Source organism: Halosimplex halobium (assembly GCF_051414055.1).
Taxonomy (GTDB): Archaea; Halobacteriota; Halobacteria; order Halobacteriales; family Haloarculaceae; genus Halosimplex; species Halosimplex halobium.
The window spans coordinates 35,985-52,652 of sequence record NZ_JBLKNX010000017.1; the positions used below are offsets into that span (position 1 = coordinate 35,985).

Consider the following 16,668-nt stretch of genomic DNA (forward strand, 5'->3'; position numbering starts at 1 on the left):
AACCCGCCGACCACGCCGCGTGGGAAGGCGGGCAGTGACGTTCCGGGAGACAGGGCGGTGGCGTTCCGGCCCCGACCGTTCCGTCCCGGCTGCCGGAGCCGGCGAATACTACCTCGACGCGAAGGGGCGACCGTCCGGTACGTATCGGGCCCGTCGCGCGGCGCTCCGTGTGAACGGTGGGCATGTGAACGCGTCCCTCCGCGCGCGTGAAGCGCGCTTTTTTTAAGGGTGGGCTGGGGATGTATCGCTACAGTCTAGTGGCGCGGCGCGGAAGCGTCACGGCATGACCACCAGCGTGCTCGTGCCGGCATCCCTCACCCGGGAGGCCGAAGACAAACGCGAGGCGACTCGCAAAGTCGGATACGTGGCCCGCGCGGCCACGGTCTTCCGGGTGGACCGGTTGACGGTCTATCCCGACCCCGACGGGGTCGAGAAGCGAGGTGCCGGGTTCGTCGAAACGGTACTGCGGTACGCCGCCACACCCCCCTACCTCCGAAAGGAGGTATGGGACAGGCGGGGCGAACTGGAGTACGCGGGGGTCCTGCCGGCGCTCCGGGTCCGTTCACGGACCGGCTCCGGTTCGGACGAATCGGGGTCGTTAAGACAGGGAATCGTGACCGAGGTCGGTGCTGATGGACGCGTACGGGTCAATTGCGGCCTGCAACACCCAGTCTCCCTGCCCGTTCCCTCCGGAATGGAGGTCGGGGAGGGGGAGCGCGTCTCCGTCAGGGTCTCTTCGCGACGACCGGTTCGGGCGAAGCTCGTCGACGAGCCCGCGGCAGGGTTCGTCGTCGACTCGGCCGAGATCGACGACGCGCTCGCGCGGCCCGACGCCGGGCTGACCATCGCGGCCTCTCGCTACGGCGAGGAGCTGACCGTCACGAAGCTCGACCAGCTGGTCGCACGGCTTCGTGGCGACGATGGCGGCACGTCCGGTAACGGGACGGGCGGATCCGACGACTCCGACGCATCCGACGACGAGGCGGCGCCCGGCGACCTGACGGTCGCCTTCGGCGCGCCGGAACGGGGGTTGCCCCCCATCCTCGGCGAGAACCCGGAGGCCGTCGCGGCGGAGACAGGCGACGACAGGTTCGACCTCTGGCTGAACACGGTTCCGGACCAGGGTAGCGAGGTCGTGCGAACGGAGGAAGCGGTGTTCGCCACGCTCTCGCCCCTCAGGCTGACGAGGTAAGACAAATGCCAGGTACGAACAGACCACGCAAAGGCTCGCTGGGCTTCGGCCCGCGTACGCGAGCGGCGAGTGAGACCCCGCGGTTCAACAGCTGGCCCGACGACGACGGCCAGCCGGGTCTCCAGGGCTTCGCCGGCTACAAGGCCGGCATGACACACGTCGTGCTGATCAACGACGAGCCCGACTCCCCCCGCGAGGGGATGGAGGAGACCGTCCCCGTGACGGTCGTCGAGACGCCGCCGATGCGCGCGGTCGCGCTCCGAGCCTACGAAGACACGCCGTACGGCCAGCGTCCCCTCACGGAAGTGTGGGCCGACGAGTTCCACGGTGAACTCGACCGTGCCCTCGACGTCCCGGAGGACCACGACGCTGCCGCCGCAGAGGAACAGATCCGCGAAGCACACGAGTCGGGCGACCTCGGGGACGTGCGCGTCATCACGCACACCGTCCCGACCGAGATCCCCGGCGTCCCGCGCAAGAAACCCGAGGTCATGGAGACCCGGGTCGGCGGTGGCTCCCTGTCCGACCGCCTCGACTTCGGGCTCGATCTGGTCGCCGACGGCGGCGAGCACTCGATGACCGACGTGTTCCGCGCCGGCGAGTACGCCGACGTGGCCGCGGTCACCAAGGGCAAGGGCACCCAGGGCCCCGTCAAGCGCTGGGGCGTCCAGAAGCGGAAGGGCAAACACGCCCGCCAGGGCTGGCGCCGACGCATCGGCAACCTCGGCCCGTGGAACCCCTCGCGCGTGCGCTCGACGGTCCCCCAGCAGGGGCAGACCGGCTACCACCAGCGCACCGAGCTGAACAAGCGCCTCATCGACATCGGCGAGGGCGCGGATGCCACCGTCGAGGGCGGCTTCGTCAACTACGGCGAGGTCGACGGGCCGTACACGCTCGTCAAGGGCTCGGTCCCCGGCCCGGACCAGCGCGTCGTGCGCTTCCGGCCGGCGGTCCGCCCGAACGACCAGCCCCGCCTCGACCCCGAGGTCCGGTACGTCTCGACCCAGTCCAACCAGGGCGGGCGCGGGACCGCCGCGACCACACAGGAGGACTAACACATGGAAACGACAGTACGCGACCTGGACGGCGACGACGACGGGAGCCTCGAGCTCCCCGAGGCGTTCGAGACGGCCTATCGCCCGGACCTGATCCGGCGGGCCGTCAACGCCGCACAGGCCAACCGGAAGCAGGACTACGGCAGCGACGACTACGCGGGGCTGCGCACGCCCGCCGAGTCCCAGGGGAGCGGCCGCGGCATGGCCCACGTCCCCCGGGAGAACGGCCAGGGGCGACGCGTGCCCCAGACCGTCGGCGGTCGCCGCGCGCACCCGCCGAAAGAGGAGAAAGACCGCGGGCTCGACATCAACACGAAGGAGAAGAAACTCGCCGTCCGCTCGGCCGTCGCGGCCACGGCGGACGCCGAGACAGTGGCCGACCGCGGCCACGACTTCGACGACGACGTCGAGCTCCCGCTGGTCGTCTCCGACGACTTCGAGGACCTCGTGAAGACCCAGGAGGTCGTCGACGTGCTGGAGTCGCTCGGCGTCGACGCCGACATCGAGCGCGCCGACGACGCGACGGTTCGCGCCGGCCGCGGGACGACCCGCGGGCGCAAGTACAACCGCGCGAAGTCGATCCTCTTCGTGACGAGCGAGGAGCCCTCGAAGGCCGCCCGCAACCTCGCGGGCGCGGACGTGACGACCGCGGCCCAGGTCAACGCGGAGGACCTGGCGCCCGGCGGCGACGCCGGTCGTCTCACCGTCTGGACCGAATCGGCCGTCGCGGAGGTGGCCGAGCGATGAGTGATATCATCAAGTACCCGAACATGACGGAGAAGGCGATGGACGACCTGGACTTCCAGAACAAGCTCCAGTTCGTCGTCGCCGGCGACGCCGCCAAGCCGGAGATCGCCGACGCGGTCTCCGAGCAGTTCGACGTGACGGTCGTGGACGTGCAGACGCAGGTCCAGCCGAACGGCGAGAAGAAGGCGTACGTCACGCTCTCCGAGGACGACGAGGCCGAGGACGTGGCCTCGAGGATCGGGGTGTTCTGACCATGGGACGACGAATCCAGGGACAACGACGCGGTCGCGGCACCTCGACGTTCCGGGCGCCGTCGCACCGCTACAAGGCGGAACTGTCGCACCGGACGGTCGAAGACGGCGACATCGTCGAGGGCCGGATCGTGGACATCGAACACGACCCCGCCCGCTCGGCGCCCGTCGCGGCCATCGAGTTCGAGGACGGCGACCAGCGACTCGTCCTCGCGCCCGAGGGCGTCGGCGTCGGCGACCGCATCCAGGTGGGCGTCAGCGCCGAGATCGCGCCCGGGAACACGCTCCCGCTGGCGGAGATCCCCGAGGGCGTCCCCGTCTGCAACGTCGAGGCCAACCCCGGCGACGGCGGGAAGTTCGCCCGCGCGTCGGGCGTCAACGCCCAGCTGCTGACCCACGACCGCAACGTGGCGGTCGTGACGCTCCCCTCCGGGGAGACCAAGCGGCTGGATCCGGAGTGCCGCGCGACGATCGGCGTCGTGGCCGGCGGCGGCCGGACGGAGAAGCCGTTCGTCAAGGCCGGCAACAAACATCACAAGATGAAAGCACGGGGGACCAAGTGGCCCAACGTTCGCGGCGTGGCCATGAACGCCGTCGACCACCCCTTCGGCGGGGGCGGTCGCCAGCACCCCGGCAAGCCCAAGTCCGTCTCGCGGGACGCCCCGCCGGGCCGGAAGGTGGGCGACATCTCCTCGCGCCGTACCGGCCGAGGTGGTAACAAATGAGTTCAGAGTACCAGATCGGTCACGAGGGTGAGTTCACCTACCGTGGCCACACGCTCGAGGAACTGCAGGAGATGGACCTCGAGGACGTCGCGGAACTGCTGCCCGCTCGACAGCGGCGAAGTATCACGCGTGGCCTCTCCGTCGAGAAGGAGAAGCTGCTCGAAGAGGCCCGCGAGGCCGGCGAGGAGGAGACGGCCAACGACCCCATCCGCACGCACCTGCGCGACATGCCGATCGTGCCGGAGATGGTCGGGCTGACCTTCGCCGTCTACACCGGCCAGAGCTTCGAGCGAGTGAAGGTCGAGCCGGAGATGCTCGGCCACTACCTCGGCGAGTTCCAGCTGACACGGACCTCCGTCGAGCACGGCCAGGCCGGCATCGGGGCCACGCGCTCCTCGAAGTTCGTACCGCTCAAATAACATGGGAATCAGCTACTCAGTCGACGCCGACCCGGAGACAACGGCGAAAGCGATGCTTCGGGAGCGTCAGATGAGCCACAAGCACAGCAAGGCCATCGCCCGCGAGATCAAGGGGAAGACGGCCGCCGAGGCCGTCGAGTACCTCGAGGCGGTCATCGCCGAAGAGCAGTCGGTGCCCTTCCGCGAGCACAACTCGGGCGTCGGCCACCGCAAGGACATCGACGGCTGGGACGCCGGCCGCTACCCCGAGAAGGCCAGCGAGGGCTTCCTCGACCTGCTCGAGAACGCCGTCGGCAACGCCGACGAGCAGGGCTTCGACGGCGAGTCGATGGAGATCATGCACGTCGCCGCCCACAAGGTCGGCGAGTCCCAGGGTCGCAAGCCCCGCGCGATGGGCCGAGCGAGCCCCTGGAACTCCCCGCAGGTCGACGTGGAACTGATCCTCGAAGAGCCGGAGGTCGAGGAATAATGGCCGACGAACAGCAGTTCATCGAGGACGGCCTCCAGCGGACCCAGATCGACGAGTTCTTCCAGGACGAACTGGGCCGCGCGGGCTACGGCGGCATGGAGGTCGCCAAGACCCCGATGGGCACCCAGATCGTCCTCAAGGCCGAGAAGCCCGGCATGGTCATCGGCAAGGGCGGGAAGAACATCCGCAAGATCACGACGGAGCTCGAGGAGCGGTTCGACCTCGAGGACCCGCAGGTCGACGTCCAGGAGGTCGACGAGCCGGACCTGAACGCCCGGATCGTCGCCGACCGCCTGGCGAACGCCCTCGAACGCGGCTGGTACTTCCGGAAGGCCGGTCACACCACGATCGACCGGATCATGGAGTCCGGCGCGAAGGGCGCCGAGATCGTCCTCTCGGGGAAGGTCACGGGCGCCCGCTCGCGCGTGGAGAAGTTCAACCGCGGGTACATCAAGCACAACGGTGAGCCCGCCGAGAACATCGTCGACCACGGGATCGGCACCGCGGTCATGAAGCTCGGCACCATCGGGGTGCAGGTGAAGATCATCCCGCCGGACGCCGAACTCCCCGACGACTTCGAGGTCTACGAGGACATGGAAGTCGAGGACTACGTCGAGGACGTCGACGACGAGTCCGTCGAGGAGCTCCTCGAGGGCGAACCCGAGGAGGCCGACGCCGAACAGGTCACCGAGCCGGAGACCGACGACGAGCCGGCCGAGCCGGAGGTCGACGAGGAGGTCATCGAGGAGGCCGCCGAGGAGACCGAGGAGTTCGACGACGTGGACGTGCCCGACGAGGAGGACATCGAGGACGAACTCGAGGACCTCGACGAGGCCGTCGACGAGGAGCTCGACGAGGAGACCGAGGCGGAAGCCGAGGAGCTCGTCGAGGAGATGGAAGACGCGGACGAGGACTCCGAGGCCGACGCGGCCGACGATGACTCCGACGCAGACGACGCCGAGGAGGGTGAGCAATGACCGTCCTCCACACCGAGGAGATCCGCGACATGACGCCCGCCGAGCGGGAGGCGGAGCTCGAAGAGCTGGAGACGGAGCTGCTGAACGACCGGGCCGTCAAGGCCGCGGGCGGCGCCCCGGAGAATCCGGGTCGCATCAAGGAGCTCCGGAAGGCCATCGCGCGGATCAAGACCATTCAGCGCGAAGAAGGCGACCTCGAGGAGTCCGAATAATGCCGCTGACACCCGAGACGCTGGCGAGACACGAACTGGTCGGGCTGGCGGCCCGCGTCCGCGCGGGCGACAACCCCGACCTGCTCGGTATCGAGGGGCAGGTCGTCGCGGAGACGACCAACACCCTCGGGGTCGAGCGCGAGGGCAGCGAGTCCTCGGAGCGAGCGGACAGCGGGTCCGCCGAGCGAGCGGATCGGGTGGCGACGGTCCCCAAGGCGGGGACAACCTTCGAGTTCACGCTTCCCGCGGGGGCGGGCGACGCCTCGGCCGGAGAGGTCGTGACCGTCGAAGGGCGCAGGCTGGTCGCACGGCCTGCACGACGAACGGAGAAATCTGGTGATAGCAAATGGCGCTAGGATTGAACGTACAAGAACCCGACGCGGCCTGTGACGACGAGAACTGCCCGTTCCACGGCACCCTTTCGGTGCGCGGGCAGACGCTCGAGGGCACAGTCGCGTCGACCGACATGGACAAGACCGTCGTCGTCGAGCGAGAGTACGACGTGCCGGTGCCGAAATACGACCGCCTGATGAAACGGCGGAGCCGTGTTCCGGCCCACGCACCCGAGTGTCTCGACCTCGACGAGGGCGATACAGTGACGATCGCGGAGTGTCGACCGCTCTCGAAGACGAAGAGCCACGTCGTGGTCTCCCGCGCGGGAGGTGACGACTGATGGAGGCGATGAAGGCAGACGTGACCCAGGGCCTGGAGAAGGGCTCGCTGATCAACTGCGCCGACAACACCGGCGCACGCGAGCTGAAGGTCATCTCCATCGCCGGCTACTCGGGAGCGAAGAACCGCCATCCGAAGGCGGGTATCGGTGACAAGATCACCGTCTCGGTCACGAAGGGGACCCCGGAGATGCGGCGGCAGGTGCTGGAGGCGGTCGTCGTCCGCCAGCGCAAGCCGATCCGCCGCCCGGACGGCACCCGCGTGAAGTTCGAGGACAACGCGGCGGTCGTCGTCGACGACAACGAGGACCCCCGCGGGACCGAACTCAAAGGACCGATCGCCCGCGAGGTCGCGGAGCGATTCGGGTCGGTCGCCTCGACGGCGACGATGATAGTATGAGCGAGCAACCACGCAAACAGCGGACGGATGACGCTACGGCGCCGCTGCACGAGCGCCACGAGAAGGTCCGGGCGACCCTGTCGCAGGACCTCCGTGACGAGTACGGGCAGCGCAACGTGCGCGTCAACGAGGGCGACACGGTCGAGGTGCTGCGCGGCGACTTCGCCGGCGAGACCGGCGAGGTCGTCGACGTGGACCTCTCCGAGACCGCGGTCAGGGTCGAGGACGTGACGGTCGAGGCCGCGGACGGGGAGGAGGTTCCCCGTCCGGTCGACGCCTCGAACCTGCGGGTCACGGACCTGAACCTCGAGGACGACCGGCGCCAGCAGCGTCTCGAATCGGAGGAGGACAGCGCATGACGAAACATCAGAAGCGACTCTCGGTGCCGAACAGCTGGCCGATCGAGCGCAAGACCGAGACGTTCACCGTCAAGGCCGACGCCGGCCCGCACGGCGAGGCGGGGGTGCCCCTGCTCATCGTCCTGCGGGACGTGCTCGGCTACGCGGACAGCCGCAAGGAGGCCCGCTACGCCTTAGAGCAGGACAGCGTCCTGATCAACGGCAAGGCGGTCTCCGACGAGGAGCGTCCGGTCGGGATGTTCGACATCCTGGCGTTCGTCGAGCGAGAGGAGTACTACCGCGTGTTCCCCGGCGAGGGCGGTCGGCTCTCGCTGACCCCCATCGACGAGGAGGCCGCGGACTCCACGCTCGGCAAGATCGTGAACAAGAAGACGGTGCCCGGCGGCGACGTGCAGCTGACCCTGCACGACGGCCAGACGCTGGTCGTCGACGAGGGCGCCCCCTACGACGGCGGCGACTCCGTGGTCGTCTCGAACGACGACGGCGAGATCGTCGCCCACTTCGAGTACGAGGAGGGCGCGCTGGTGACGGCGGTCGACGGCGCCCATGCGGGCGAGGTCGGCACCGTCGACGAGATCCAGGTCACGCCCGGCAGCGCCTCCAACAACGTGATCGTCGAGCAGGACGAGGGCGGCTTCGAGACGGTCGAGGAGTACGTCGTCGTCATCGACGAGAACTTCACCGACGACGAGGGCGAGGGCCCCGAGGACGCGACCGCCGAGGCCGCGGCCGACGTCGAGGAGGGAGGTGACGACGAATGAGTTCGGAGAGCGAATCCGGCGGCGACTTCCACGAGATGCGCGAGCCGCGCGTCGAGAAGGTCGTCGTCCACATGGGCGTCGGCGAGGGCGGCCGCGAACTGGCGGACGCCGAGGAGATCCTGGCCGACGTGGCCGGGCAACAGCCGGTCCGCACGCAGGCCCAGGCGACCGTCGGCGAGTTCGGCATCCGCCAGGGCGACCCGATCGGCGCGAAGGTCACGCTGCGCGACGACGAGGCCCACGAGTTCCTCGAGACGGCGCTGGGGCTGGTCGACCTGTCGGAGTCGCAGTTCGACGACACGGGTAACTTCAGCTTCGGCGTCGAGGAACACACCGACTTCCCGAGCCAGGAGTACGACCCGAACACCGGCATCTACGGGCTGGACGTGACGGTCAACCTGGTCCGGCCGGGCTACCGCGTATCGAAGCGAGACAAGGCGTCCCGACAGATCCCGTCGAGCCACCGGCTGGACGTGGCGGACGCGGTCGCGTTCGTCGAGGGGACGTTCGACGTGGAGGTGAGCGAATGAGCGAGAGCGAATCAGAGTCCGAGCAGACTGGCGAGCAGGTTGCAAAGCGGACCGGCCAGCTGGAGTCCTGCCAGCGCTGCGGGCGCGAGCAGGGACTGGTCGGCAAGTACGACATCTGGCTGTGTCGCCAGTGCTTCCGAGAGATCTCGCGAAGCATGGGATTCAGGAAGTATTCATGACAGGAAACGACCCACTCGCCAACGCACTCTCGGGGCTCGACAACGCCGAGAGCGTCGGGCATCTCGACCACGAGGTAGAACCCGCCTCGAACGAGATCGGCAGCGTGCTCGAGGTCTTCTACGACCGCGGGTACATCGACGGCTTCGAGTTCGTCGACGACGGCAAGGCCGGCAAGTTCGAGGTCGAACTGAAAGGAGCGATCAACGAATGTGGCCCGGTCACGCCCCGCTACTCGGCGGGCGCCGACGAGTTCGAGAAGTGGGAGAAGCGCTTTCTCCCCGCCCGCGACTACGGGACGCTCGTCGTCACGACCAGCCACGGGATCATGAGCCACTACGAGGCCCGCGACGAGGGCATCGGTGGCCAGGTCATCGCGTACGTATACTGACAATGCCACGCACAGAACTACAGATTCCAGACGAGGCGAGCGCCGAGATGGACCATCTCGAACTCACAGTCGAGGGTCCGAACGGGAGCGTGACCCGACGGCTCTGGTACCCCGACGTGTCGGTCTCGGTCGACGGCGACGCCGTCGTCATCGAGAGCGACGAGGACGACGCCAGGACGATGTCGACGCTGGGGACCTTCGAGAGCCACGTTCGGAACATGTTCCACGGCGTGACCGAGGGCTGGGAGTACGAGATGGAGGTCTTCTACTCCCACTTCCCGATGCAGGTCGACGTCGAGGGCGACGAGGTCGTCATCGAGAACTTCCTCGGGGAGCGCGCCCCGCGCCGCACCGATATCCACGGGGACACCGACGTGTCCGTCTCCGAGGAGACGATCACGCTGTCCGGCCCCGACGTGGAAGCCGTCGGCCAGACGGCGGCGGACATCGAACAGCTGACCCGCGTCACGGACAAGGACGTTCGCGTCTTCCAGGACGGGGTCTACATCACGAACAAGCCCACACGAGGTGACGCCTGATGGCAGACGAGACACCAGACAACGACCCCGGCGACGAAGCCAACGCCGACGAGGAGGGCCTCCCGCAGAAGGAGGCCGCCGACGAGGAGCTCGACGAGCCCGAGCCGGCCGAAGACGAGGAGGACCTCGTCGAGGACGCCGAGGACGACGAGGAGTTCGAGGAGCTCGAGGACATCAGCGGCGTCGGGCCCTCGCGGGCCTCCGACCTCGAAGACGCCGGCTACGAGACGGTCGACGACGTGCGCGCTGCCAGCCAGGAAGAGCTCGCCGACGTGGTGGGCAACGCACTGGCGGCCCGCATCAAGGCCGACGTCGGCGGCCTCGAGGTCGCCGAGGAGACCGAGGCCGAGGTCGAGGAGGAAGAGACCGAGGAAGCCGAGGAAGAGGAGCCGGCCGAGGACGTCGAGACGGAGATGCGCCCGCGCATCGAGGTCGACTTCGAGCCGGACATCGACGAGAACACCGAGCGGCTGCTCGACGAGCGGCGGTCGAAGAGCATGCCGAAGTTCAACCGCCAGGACCACCACAAGAAAAAGCGCGTCTCGAAGTCGTGGCGCAAGCCCCGCGGGACGCTCTCGAAACAGCGGATCGGCATCAAGGGCAAGGGCGACACCGTCCAGGCGGGCTTCCGCACGCCGAAAGCGGTGCGCGGCCTGCACCCCTCGGGCTTCGAGGAGGTCCGCGTCCACAACGTCGACGACCTCGAGGACGTGGACGGCGACACCCAGGCCGTCCGCATCGCCTCGAAGGTCGGCGGTCGCAAGCGCGAGCGCATCGAAGACGAGGCCGAGGACCGGCAGATCAAGGTCCTCAACCCCACCTACGAGGAGGTCGAAGTCGATGACTGACCTGAGCGCACAGAAGCGAATGGCGGCCGACGTGCTGGACGTCGGCGAGAACAAGGTCTGGCTCGATCCGGAACGCCAGGGCGAACTCGCGGACGCCATCACGCGCGAGGACATCCGCGAGCTCGTCGACGAGGGAGCGATCCGCGCGGAGGCGCCGAAGGGCAACTCCCGCGGTCGCGCCCGCGAGCGACAGGAGAAACGCGCCTACGGTCACCAGAAGGGACAGGGGTCCCGGAAGGGGACCGCGGGCGGCCGAGAGAACGAGAAGGACAAGTGGGAATCGCAGATCCGCGCACAGCGCGAGAAGCTCCGCGAGCTGCGCGATTCCGGCGAGATCTCGAAGTCTCGCTACCGCGAACTCTACGACCGCGCGAGCGGCGGGGAGTTCGACAGCGTCGCGGACATCGAACGAACACTGGAGGACAACTAATGGCGACAGGACCACGCTACACGGTGCCGATGCGGCGTCGCCGCGAGGCCCGAACGGACTACCATCAGAGGTTGCGCCTGCTGAAATCCGGCAAACCGCGCCTGGTCGCTCGAAAGAGCAACCGGCACGTCACGGCGCAGCTGATCACCACCGGACCGAGCGGCGACGAGACGGTCGCGAGCGCGCACTCGAGCGACCTCGAGGAGTACGGCTGGGAGGCGCCGACGGGCAACATGCCCGCGGCCTACCTGACCGGCGTCCTCGCGGGGCTGCGCGCGAAGGAGGCCGGCCTCGACGAGGCCGTCCTCGACATCGGCCTCAACTCCCCGACGCCGGGTAGCAAAGTATTCGCGGTACAGGAAGGTGCAATCGACGCGGGACTCGACGTTCCCCACAACGACAGCGTACTCGCGGACTGGTCGCGCACGCGCGGCGAGCACATCGCCGAGTACGCCGAGCAGCTCGACGACGGGCTGTACGGCGGGGACTTCGACGCAACGGACCTACCGGAGCACTTCGACGACATGCGAGAACAACTGCTGGAGGCGGATGAACTATGAGTAACGGCTGGGAGCCTCGCACACGGCTCGGCCACGCGGTCGCCGAGGGCGAGATCGACTCGATGCAGGACGCCCTCAACTCCGGCCTGCCGCTCAAGGAACCGGAGATCGTCGACCAGCTCGTCCCAGGGCTGGAAGACGAGGTGCTGGACATCAACATGGTCCAGCGCATGACCGACTCGGGCCGACGCGTGAAGTTCCGCTGCGTGGTCGTCGTGGGCAACCGCGACGGCCTCGTCGGCTACGCGGAGGGCCGCGACGACCAGGTCGGCGGCGCCATCCAGAAGGCCATCGAGGTGGCGAAGCTGAACCTCATCGACGTCTCGCGGGGCTGCGGGTCCTGGGAGTGTGGCTGTGGGCGCCCCCACACCGTCGCGCTCCGGACGACCGGCAAGGCCGGCAGCGTCGAGGTCGAACTCCAGCCCGCCCCGCGCGGGCTCGGGCTCGCGGGCGGAGAGACCGTCCGCCACGTGCTCGAACTCGCGGGCATCGAGGACATCTGGACGCGCTCGTCGGGCAACACCCGCACGACGGTCAACTTCGCGAAGGCGACGTTCAACGCGCTCCAGAACACCGCCGAGGCCCGCGTCCCCCAGGAGACCTGGGAGAAGCGCGAGGTGATCGAGTGATGCAAGCGCTCGTCCAGCTCCGCGGCGAAGTGAACATGAACCAGGACGTACGGGACACGCTGGAGATGCTGAACATCCACAACGTGAACCACGCCGCGTTCGTCCCGGAGACGGACACCTACGAGGGCATGGTCACGAAGGTCAACGACTACGTGGCCTACGGCGAACCCAGCGTCGAGACGGTCGAGCTGCTGCTCGAGCGGCGCGGCGAGCCGCTGGAGGGCGACGCCGACATCGACGACTCGTGGGTCGTCGCCAACACCGACTACATGAGCGTCGAGGAGCTCGCCGAGGCGCTGGTCGACGAGGAGACGACGCTGCGCGAGCAGGGGCTGGCGCCGACGCTGCGCCTGCACCCGCCCCGCGGCGGCCACGACGGCATCAAACACCCCACCAAGGAGGGCGGCGAGCTCGGCAAGCACGACACCGAGGCCATCGACGACCTCCTGGAGGCGATGCGATGACATCCAAGAAGAAACGACAGCGCGGCTCCCGCACGCACGGCGGCGGCTCCCACAAGAACCGCCGCGGCGCCGGCCACCGCGGCGGCCGGGGCAACGCCGGGAGCCGCAAACACGAAATGCACAACCACGGCCCGTGGGACAAACACGGGTTCGAACGACCCGACGACGTCCAGGACGAGGTCGCGGAGGTCGACGTCCGCGAGCTCGACGAGGACGCCGCGCTGCTGGCGGCCGAGGGCGTCGCCGACGAAACGGGCGACGGCTACGCCATCGACGCGCGTGACGTCGTCGAAGACGGCTACGAGGTCGACGTGGTGAAGGTGCTCGGCGCTGGTCAGGTGCGCAACGAGCTGCACCTGGTCGCCGACGCCTTCTCCGACGGCGCGGTCGAGAAGGTCGAGGACGCGGGCGGCTCGGTCGAGCTGACCGAGGCCGGGCAGGCCCGCGCCGAGGAAACCGACAAGGATACACCCGACGAGCAAGACGACTCATAACCATGGGCTGGAAGGACACCGCCGAACCGGTACTCACCCGCATGCCCACCGTCCAGCGACCGGACGGCCACGTCCCCTTCAAGCGGAAGCTGGGCTGGACGGCCGGCGTGCTGGTGCTGTACTTCTTCCTGACGAACGTCTTCCTGTTCGGCCTCGGGACCGGCCAGGGCCAGGACGTCTTCGGCCAGTTCCGGTCGATCCTCGCGGGCGGACAGGGCACGATCATGCAGCTGGGCATCGGACCCATCGTCACTGCGAGCATCGTGTTGCAGCTGCTCGGCGGTGCCGACCTGCTCGGCCTCGACACGCAGAACAACCCCCGGGACCAGGTGCTCTACCAGGGGCTCCAGAAGTTCCTGGTGCTCGTGATGATCTGCCTGACCGGCCTGCCGATGGTGTTCGCGGGCGGGTTCCTGCCGGCCAGCGAGGCGCTGGCCCAGTCGTTCCCCGGCGGGGCGTTCGGCGTGCAGTGGCTGCTGTTCGCCCAGATCTTCGTCGGCGGTGTCCTCATCCTCTACATGGACGAGGTCATCTCCAAGTGGGGCGTCGGCTCCGGGATCGGCCTGTTCATCATCGCCGGCGTCAGCCAGCGACTGATCGGCGGGCTCGTCTCGACGAGCTTCATCGGCAACCCCAACGAGATCGGTCTCATCCCGTACTGGATCGGGGTTGTCACCGGGAGCGCCGATGTCGGGCCGCTCCTCGGGAGCGGACTCCAGACGCTCATCTTCGGTCAGGGTGACATCCTCGCGATGATCACGACGGTGCTCATCTTCGTGGTCGTCGTCTACGCCGAGAGCGTCCGCGTGGAGATCCCGCTGTCGAACACCCGGGTCAAGGGCGCCCGCGGTCGCTTCCCGGTGAAGCTCATCTACGCGAGCGTCCTGCCGATGATCCTCGTCCGCGCGCTGCAGGCCAACATCCAGTTCCTGGGCCGGATCCTCCACGCCCAGCTGGGGAGCCTCCCCGCGTGGCTGGGCACCTACCAGGAGTCGGCGGGCGGCGTCGCCAACCCGGTCGGCGGCCTGTTCTACTACATGGCCCCCGTCCGGAACCCGAGCCAGTGGATGTGGTGGCTCGGTCAGACGACCAACGCCCCCTGGCAGATCGCCCTGCGCGTCGGCGTCGACCTGACGTTCATGGTCGTCGGCGGCGCCATCTTCGCCATCTTCTGGGTCGAGACCACCGACATGGGCCCGGAGGCGACCGCCCAGCAGATCCACAACTCCGGGATGGAGATCCCCGGCTTCCGCCGCAACACCAGCGTCATCGAGAAGGTGCTGGAGCGGTACATCCCGCAGGTAACCGTCATCGGCGGCGCGCTGGTCGGCCTGCTGGCCGTGCTCGCCAACATGATGGGGACCATCGGTGAAGTCTCCGGGACGGGGCTGCTGCTGACGGTGTCTATCACCTACAAGATCTACGAGGAGATCGCCGAGGAGCAGCTCATGGAGATGCATCCCATGATGCGCCAGATGTTCGGCTAACTCCGCCGAACGTCCGGTCCGACCGCATTCTTTCGACGCTCGATACCGGACAGCGACGGCATCGGTCGCGGCGGAAGGGGCGACCACGACGGGAGAGGGCGGTCGCCGCTCGGGTGTCCGTTCGTGGGCCCCGATATCGTCACAGCTTATTAGTGTGTCCCAAGCCACGGAGGGAAACATGGCACGTGATATCGACAGACGGAATTTCTTGAAGCTGGCCGGGACCGCTGCGGGGACGGCCGCGGTGGCGGGCTGTTCGGGCGGCGAGGAGACGCCGACCGAGGGTGACGGCGGTGACGGCGGAGATGGAGACGGCGGCGACGGCGGTAATGGCGGCGACGGGATGGACGGCGGCGACACCGCGACCGAGACGGGGACGCCGCTGCCGGAGCCGGAGACGCGGGTCGGCTACCTCGAACGGGCCAACCGCCTGCTCCACGAGGAGGCGCCGTGGATCTTCCTGAACCGCCAGTACTCCGTCTACGGCAAGTCGACGGACGTGGACTGGGAGGCCCGCCGCGACGAGCGCATCGACGGGTACGCCATCGAGCCGACGGGCGATACGGGCTCGGTGCAGATCACCCAGTCGGCGATGGACTCGGGGCTGGACCCTCACGACCACCGCGAGACGCCGACGGACAACATCGTCCTGCAGGCCTACGAGGGGCTGCTCTCGCGGGACCGCGAGGGCCGGGTCATCGAGGAGCTGGCGACGGGCTACGAGCGGCTCGAACCCGGGCGGGTGCGGTTCGAACTCCGCTCGGGCGTCTCCTTCCACAGCGGCGACTCGCTGACCAAGGAGGACGTGGCCTTCTCGATCAACCGGATCGTCGACCCGGATGTGGGCGGGCTGGACAGCCCGCAGTCCGACCAGCTGGCCGGGGTCACGGGGGCCGAACCCGCGGACGGAGACAGCGCGGTCATCGTCGAGTCCGACGGGATCAACCCGATCGTGTTCGCGCTGTTCGCGACCTACTGCGACGTGATGAACAAGTCGTGGGTCGAGTCCCACGACACGGCGTACATCAACACGCACATGGACGGGACGGGCCCGTTCCAGCTGGCCAACTACGAGCAGGACGTGTCGGTCACCTTCGAGTCGTACGGCGACTACTGGAAGGACGAGGCGCCGGCGGACGAGCTGGTGATCACCGCGGCGAGCGAGGCGAGCACGCGGGTCAACCAGCTGCTCAGCGACGAGACGGACGTGATCGTCAACGTCCCGCCCCAGAATATCAGCCAGGTCGACCAGGCGGACAACGCGGAGATCAGCGCGGTCCCGAGCACCCGGATCATCTACAACGCGATGATCTACAACCGGGAACCGTTCGACTCCGCCGAGTTCCGGCGGGCGATGAACTACGCCATCGACCTGGAGGGGATCGTCGAGAACGTCCTCTCGGGGTTCGGCGACGGGACCAGCCAGCCGACGCTGGAGGGCTTTACCGGGTACAACTCGGAGCTGGACCCCTATCCGCACGACCCCGAGGAGGCCGAGCGGCTCGTCGAGGAGAGCGGCTACGCCGGCGCGGAGATCGAGTTGCACACGCCCAACGGCCGGTACCTGAAGGACCTGGAGATCGCCCAGGCGGTCGTCGGCTACATCGACGACCTGGAGAACGTCTCCGCGTCGGTCAACCAGCGTGACTTCGGGAACCTGGCGGAAGTGCTGCTCGACGGCGACATCTCGACGGGCCCGGCGTTCTACCTCATCGGCTGGGGTAACGCCACCTTCGACGCGAGCCAGACGATCATCCCGCTTTTGACCTCCGACGGGGCGCTGACCTCCTACAAGAACGAACGAGTCGACGAGCTGATCAACGAGGCCCAGAGCATGGGCGGCGGGGAGTCAGGGACCGACAGCTAAATGTCGTCGACGCG

At 68.2% G+C, this 16,668-nt stretch carries 26 protein-coding genes; all 26 read left to right on the top strand.

The genetic code is table 11. The features are described from left to right. Positions 1-283 precede the first annotated feature (283 nt). The 26 genes from ACMGFG_RS17500 (at position 284) to ACMGFG_RS17625 (ending at position 16,654) form a co-directional block, all read left to right on the top strand. Positions 284-1,192, top strand: coding sequence for a putative RNA uridine N3 methyltransferase (locus ACMGFG_RS17500; protein WP_436931610.1), 909 nt, complete (start codon positions 284-286; stop codon positions 1,190-1,192). A gap of 5 nt (positions 1,193-1,197) precedes the next feature. Continuing rightward, entirely contained in the window at positions 1,198-2,247 is a 1,050-nt protein-coding gene (locus ACMGFG_RS17505) for a 50S ribosomal protein L3 (RefSeq protein WP_436931611.1), read from the top strand. A 3-nt stretch (positions 2,248-2,250) separates the two neighbouring features. Further along, positions 2,251-2,994: a 50S ribosomal protein L4 gene (gene rpl4p / locus ACMGFG_RS17510; protein WP_436931612.1), complete on the top strand. Its 744-nt coding sequence runs from the start codon at positions 2,251-2,253 to the stop codon at positions 2,992-2,994. Next, positions 2,991-3,245: a 50S ribosomal protein L23 gene (locus ACMGFG_RS17515; protein ID WP_436931613.1), complete on the top strand. Its 255-nt coding sequence runs from the start codon at positions 2,991-2,993 to the stop codon at positions 3,243-3,245. The genes rpl4p and ACMGFG_RS17515 overlap by 4 nt, the downstream gene beginning before the upstream one ends. Positions 3,246-3,247: 2 nt before the next feature. Continuing rightward, complete coding sequence (locus ACMGFG_RS17520; protein WP_436931614.1) at positions 3,248-3,970, top strand: 50S ribosomal protein L2; 723 nt, start codon at positions 3,248-3,250, stop codon at positions 3,968-3,970. Continuing rightward, positions 3,967-4,389 (top strand): 30S ribosomal protein S19, encoded by a 423-nt coding sequence (locus ACMGFG_RS17525; RefSeq protein ID WP_436931615.1) that lies wholly within the window; start codon positions 3,967-3,969, stop codon positions 4,387-4,389. Before ACMGFG_RS17520 ends, ACMGFG_RS17525 begins: the two co-directional genes overlap by 4 nt. A gap of 1 nt (position 4,390) precedes the next feature. Then, positions 4,391-4,858: a 50S ribosomal protein L22 gene (locus tag ACMGFG_RS17530; protein ID WP_436931616.1), complete on the top strand. Its 468-nt coding sequence runs from the start codon at positions 4,391-4,393 to the stop codon at positions 4,856-4,858. Then, complete coding sequence (locus tag ACMGFG_RS17535; protein ID WP_436931617.1) at positions 4,858-5,835, top strand: 30S ribosomal protein S3; 978 nt, start codon at positions 4,858-4,860, stop codon at positions 5,833-5,835. Before ACMGFG_RS17530 ends, ACMGFG_RS17535 begins: the two co-directional genes overlap by 1 nt. Continuing rightward, the gene (gene rpmC / locus ACMGFG_RS17540) at positions 5,832-6,047 is read left to right on the top strand and encodes a 50S ribosomal protein L29 (protein ID WP_436911782.1); all 216 of its coding nucleotides are present in this window, start codon (positions 5,832-5,834) and stop codon (positions 6,045-6,047) included. The genes ACMGFG_RS17535 and rpmC overlap by 4 nt, the downstream gene beginning before the upstream one ends. After that, positions 6,047-6,403 (top strand): ribonuclease P protein component 1, encoded by a 357-nt coding sequence (locus tag ACMGFG_RS17545; RefSeq protein WP_436931618.1) that lies wholly within the window; start codon positions 6,047-6,049, stop codon positions 6,401-6,403. The genes rpmC and ACMGFG_RS17545 overlap by 1 nt, the downstream gene beginning before the upstream one ends. Beyond that, positions 6,394-6,720: a 30S ribosomal protein S17 gene (locus ACMGFG_RS17550; protein ID WP_135363716.1), complete on the top strand. Its 327-nt coding sequence runs from the start codon at positions 6,394-6,396 to the stop codon at positions 6,718-6,720. Before ACMGFG_RS17545 ends, ACMGFG_RS17550 begins: the two co-directional genes overlap by 10 nt. After that, positions 6,720-7,118 carry a 50S ribosomal protein L14 gene (locus ACMGFG_RS17555; RefSeq protein WP_006884834.1) on the top strand — a complete coding sequence of 133 codons (399 nt, stop codon included), beginning with the start codon at positions 6,720-6,722 and terminating at the stop codon, positions 7,116-7,118. Before ACMGFG_RS17550 ends, ACMGFG_RS17555 begins: the two co-directional genes overlap by 1 nt. Then, positions 7,115-7,477: a 50S ribosomal protein L24 gene (gene rplX / locus ACMGFG_RS17560; protein ID WP_436931619.1), complete on the top strand. Its 363-nt coding sequence runs from the start codon at positions 7,115-7,117 to the stop codon at positions 7,475-7,477. The genes ACMGFG_RS17555 and rplX overlap by 4 nt, the downstream gene beginning before the upstream one ends. Continuing rightward, positions 7,474-8,238, top strand: a complete 765-nt coding sequence (locus ACMGFG_RS17565; RefSeq protein WP_436931620.1) for a 30S ribosomal protein S4e — start codon at positions 7,474-7,476, stop codon at positions 8,236-8,238. The genes rplX and ACMGFG_RS17565 overlap by 4 nt, the downstream gene beginning before the upstream one ends. Next, on the top strand, positions 8,235-8,768 hold the full coding sequence (locus ACMGFG_RS17570) for a 50S ribosomal protein L5 (RefSeq protein WP_436931621.1): 534 nt from the start codon (positions 8,235-8,237) through the stop codon (positions 8,766-8,768). The genes ACMGFG_RS17565 and ACMGFG_RS17570 overlap by 4 nt, the downstream gene beginning before the upstream one ends. Further along, positions 8,765-8,947, top strand: a complete 183-nt coding sequence (locus ACMGFG_RS17575) for a 30S ribosomal protein S14 (RefSeq protein ID WP_436931622.1) — start codon at positions 8,765-8,767, stop codon at positions 8,945-8,947. Before ACMGFG_RS17570 ends, ACMGFG_RS17575 begins: the two co-directional genes overlap by 4 nt. Next, on the top strand, positions 8,944-9,336 hold the full coding sequence (locus tag ACMGFG_RS17580; RefSeq protein WP_436931623.1) for a 30S ribosomal protein S8: 393 nt from the start codon (positions 8,944-8,946) through the stop codon (positions 9,334-9,336). The genes ACMGFG_RS17575 and ACMGFG_RS17580 overlap by 4 nt, the downstream gene beginning before the upstream one ends. A 2-nt stretch (positions 9,337-9,338) precedes the next feature. Next, positions 9,339-9,875 (top strand): 50S ribosomal protein L6, encoded by a 537-nt coding sequence (locus ACMGFG_RS17585; protein WP_436931624.1) that lies wholly within the window; start codon positions 9,339-9,341, stop codon positions 9,873-9,875. Next, positions 9,875-10,723, top strand: a complete 849-nt coding sequence (locus tag ACMGFG_RS17590) for a 50S ribosomal protein L32e (RefSeq protein ID WP_436931625.1) — start codon at positions 9,875-9,877, stop codon at positions 10,721-10,723. The genes ACMGFG_RS17585 and ACMGFG_RS17590 overlap by 1 nt, the downstream gene beginning before the upstream one ends. Continuing rightward, the gene (locus ACMGFG_RS17595) at positions 10,716-11,153 is read left to right on the top strand and encodes a 50S ribosomal protein L19e (RefSeq protein WP_436931626.1); all 438 of its coding nucleotides are present in this window, start codon (positions 10,716-10,718) and stop codon (positions 11,151-11,153) included. Before ACMGFG_RS17590 ends, ACMGFG_RS17595 begins: the two co-directional genes overlap by 8 nt. Further along, complete coding sequence (locus ACMGFG_RS17600) at positions 11,153-11,713, top strand: 50S ribosomal protein L18 (protein ID WP_436931627.1); 561 nt, start codon at positions 11,153-11,155, stop codon at positions 11,711-11,713. The genes ACMGFG_RS17595 and ACMGFG_RS17600 overlap by 1 nt, the downstream gene beginning before the upstream one ends. Beyond that, entirely contained in the window at positions 11,710-12,342 is a 633-nt protein-coding gene (locus ACMGFG_RS17605) for a 30S ribosomal protein S5 (RefSeq protein ID WP_135363708.1), read from the top strand. Before ACMGFG_RS17600 ends, ACMGFG_RS17605 begins: the two co-directional genes overlap by 4 nt. After that, positions 12,342-12,806: a 50S ribosomal protein L30 gene (locus ACMGFG_RS17610; protein ID WP_436931628.1), complete on the top strand. Its 465-nt coding sequence runs from the start codon at positions 12,342-12,344 to the stop codon at positions 12,804-12,806. Before ACMGFG_RS17605 ends, ACMGFG_RS17610 begins: the two co-directional genes overlap by 1 nt. Continuing rightward, positions 12,803-13,300, top strand: a complete 498-nt coding sequence (locus tag ACMGFG_RS17615; RefSeq protein WP_436931629.1) for an uL15m family ribosomal protein — start codon at positions 12,803-12,805, stop codon at positions 13,298-13,300. Before ACMGFG_RS17610 ends, ACMGFG_RS17615 begins: the two co-directional genes overlap by 4 nt. A gap of 2 nt (positions 13,301-13,302) precedes the next feature. Next, entirely contained in the window at positions 13,303-14,787 is a 1,485-nt protein-coding gene (gene secY, locus ACMGFG_RS17620) for a preprotein translocase subunit SecY (RefSeq protein WP_436931630.1), read from the top strand. Positions 14,788-14,965: 178 nt separating this feature from the next. Further along, positions 14,966-16,654: an ABC transporter substrate-binding protein gene (locus tag ACMGFG_RS17625; protein ID WP_436931631.1), complete on the top strand. Its 1,689-nt coding sequence runs from the start codon at positions 14,966-14,968 to the stop codon at positions 16,652-16,654. Positions 16,655-16,668: the final 14 nt, after the last annotated feature.

Bases quoted from the DNA above. Each gene is read 5' to 3' on its own strand.
- ACMGFG_RS17500 (WP_436931610.1), top strand. From the start codon at position 284: ATGACCACCAGCGTGCTCGTGCCGGCATCCCTCACCCGGGAGGCCGAA.
- ACMGFG_RS17505 (WP_436931611.1), top strand. From the start codon at position 1,198: ATGCCAGGTACGAACAGACCACGCAAAGGCTCGCTGGGCTTCGGCCCG.
- rpl4p (WP_436931612.1), top strand. From the start codon at position 2,251: ATGGAAACGACAGTACGCGACCTGGACGGCGACGACGACGGGAGCCTC.
- ACMGFG_RS17515 (WP_436931613.1), top strand. From the start codon at position 2,991: ATGAGTGATATCATCAAGTACCCGAACATGACGGAGAAGGCGATGGAC.
- ACMGFG_RS17520 (WP_436931614.1), top strand. From the start codon at position 3,248: ATGGGACGACGAATCCAGGGACAACGACGCGGTCGCGGCACCTCGACG.
- ACMGFG_RS17525 (WP_436931615.1), top strand. From the start codon at position 3,967: ATGAGTTCAGAGTACCAGATCGGTCACGAGGGTGAGTTCACCTACCGT.
- ACMGFG_RS17530 (WP_436931616.1), top strand. From the start codon at position 4,391: ATGGGAATCAGCTACTCAGTCGACGCCGACCCGGAGACAACGGCGAAA.
- ACMGFG_RS17535 (WP_436931617.1), top strand. From the start codon at position 4,858: ATGGCCGACGAACAGCAGTTCATCGAGGACGGCCTCCAGCGGACCCAG.
- rpmC (WP_436911782.1), top strand. From the start codon at position 5,832: ATGACCGTCCTCCACACCGAGGAGATCCGCGACATGACGCCCGCCGAG.
- ACMGFG_RS17545 (WP_436931618.1), top strand. From the start codon at position 6,047: ATGCCGCTGACACCCGAGACGCTGGCGAGACACGAACTGGTCGGGCTG.
- ACMGFG_RS17550 (WP_135363716.1), top strand. From the start codon at position 6,394: ATGGCGCTAGGATTGAACGTACAAGAACCCGACGCGGCCTGTGACGAC.
- ACMGFG_RS17555 (WP_006884834.1), top strand. From the start codon at position 6,720: ATGGAGGCGATGAAGGCAGACGTGACCCAGGGCCTGGAGAAGGGCTCG.
- rplX (WP_436931619.1), top strand. From the start codon at position 7,115: ATGAGCGAGCAACCACGCAAACAGCGGACGGATGACGCTACGGCGCCG.
- ACMGFG_RS17565 (WP_436931620.1), top strand. From the start codon at position 7,474: ATGACGAAACATCAGAAGCGACTCTCGGTGCCGAACAGCTGGCCGATC.
- ACMGFG_RS17570 (WP_436931621.1), top strand. From the start codon at position 8,235: ATGAGTTCGGAGAGCGAATCCGGCGGCGACTTCCACGAGATGCGCGAG.
- ACMGFG_RS17575 (WP_436931622.1), top strand. From the start codon at position 8,765: ATGAGCGAGAGCGAATCAGAGTCCGAGCAGACTGGCGAGCAGGTTGCA.
- ACMGFG_RS17580 (WP_436931623.1), top strand. From the start codon at position 8,944: ATGACAGGAAACGACCCACTCGCCAACGCACTCTCGGGGCTCGACAAC.
- ACMGFG_RS17585 (WP_436931624.1), top strand. From the start codon at position 9,339: ATGCCACGCACAGAACTACAGATTCCAGACGAGGCGAGCGCCGAGATG.
- ACMGFG_RS17590 (WP_436931625.1), top strand. From the start codon at position 9,875: ATGGCAGACGAGACACCAGACAACGACCCCGGCGACGAAGCCAACGCC.
- ACMGFG_RS17595 (WP_436931626.1), top strand. From the start codon at position 10,716: ATGACTGACCTGAGCGCACAGAAGCGAATGGCGGCCGACGTGCTGGAC.
- ACMGFG_RS17600 (WP_436931627.1), top strand. From the start codon at position 11,153: ATGGCGACAGGACCACGCTACACGGTGCCGATGCGGCGTCGCCGCGAG.
- ACMGFG_RS17605 (WP_135363708.1), top strand. From the start codon at position 11,710: ATGAGTAACGGCTGGGAGCCTCGCACACGGCTCGGCCACGCGGTCGCC.
- ACMGFG_RS17610 (WP_436931628.1), top strand. From the start codon at position 12,342: ATGCAAGCGCTCGTCCAGCTCCGCGGCGAAGTGAACATGAACCAGGAC.
- ACMGFG_RS17615 (WP_436931629.1), top strand. From the start codon at position 12,803: ATGACATCCAAGAAGAAACGACAGCGCGGCTCCCGCACGCACGGCGGC.
- secY (WP_436931630.1), top strand. From the start codon at position 13,303: ATGGGCTGGAAGGACACCGCCGAACCGGTACTCACCCGCATGCCCACC.
- ACMGFG_RS17625 (WP_436931631.1), top strand. From the start codon at position 14,966: ATGGCACGTGATATCGACAGACGGAATTTCTTGAAGCTGGCCGGGACC.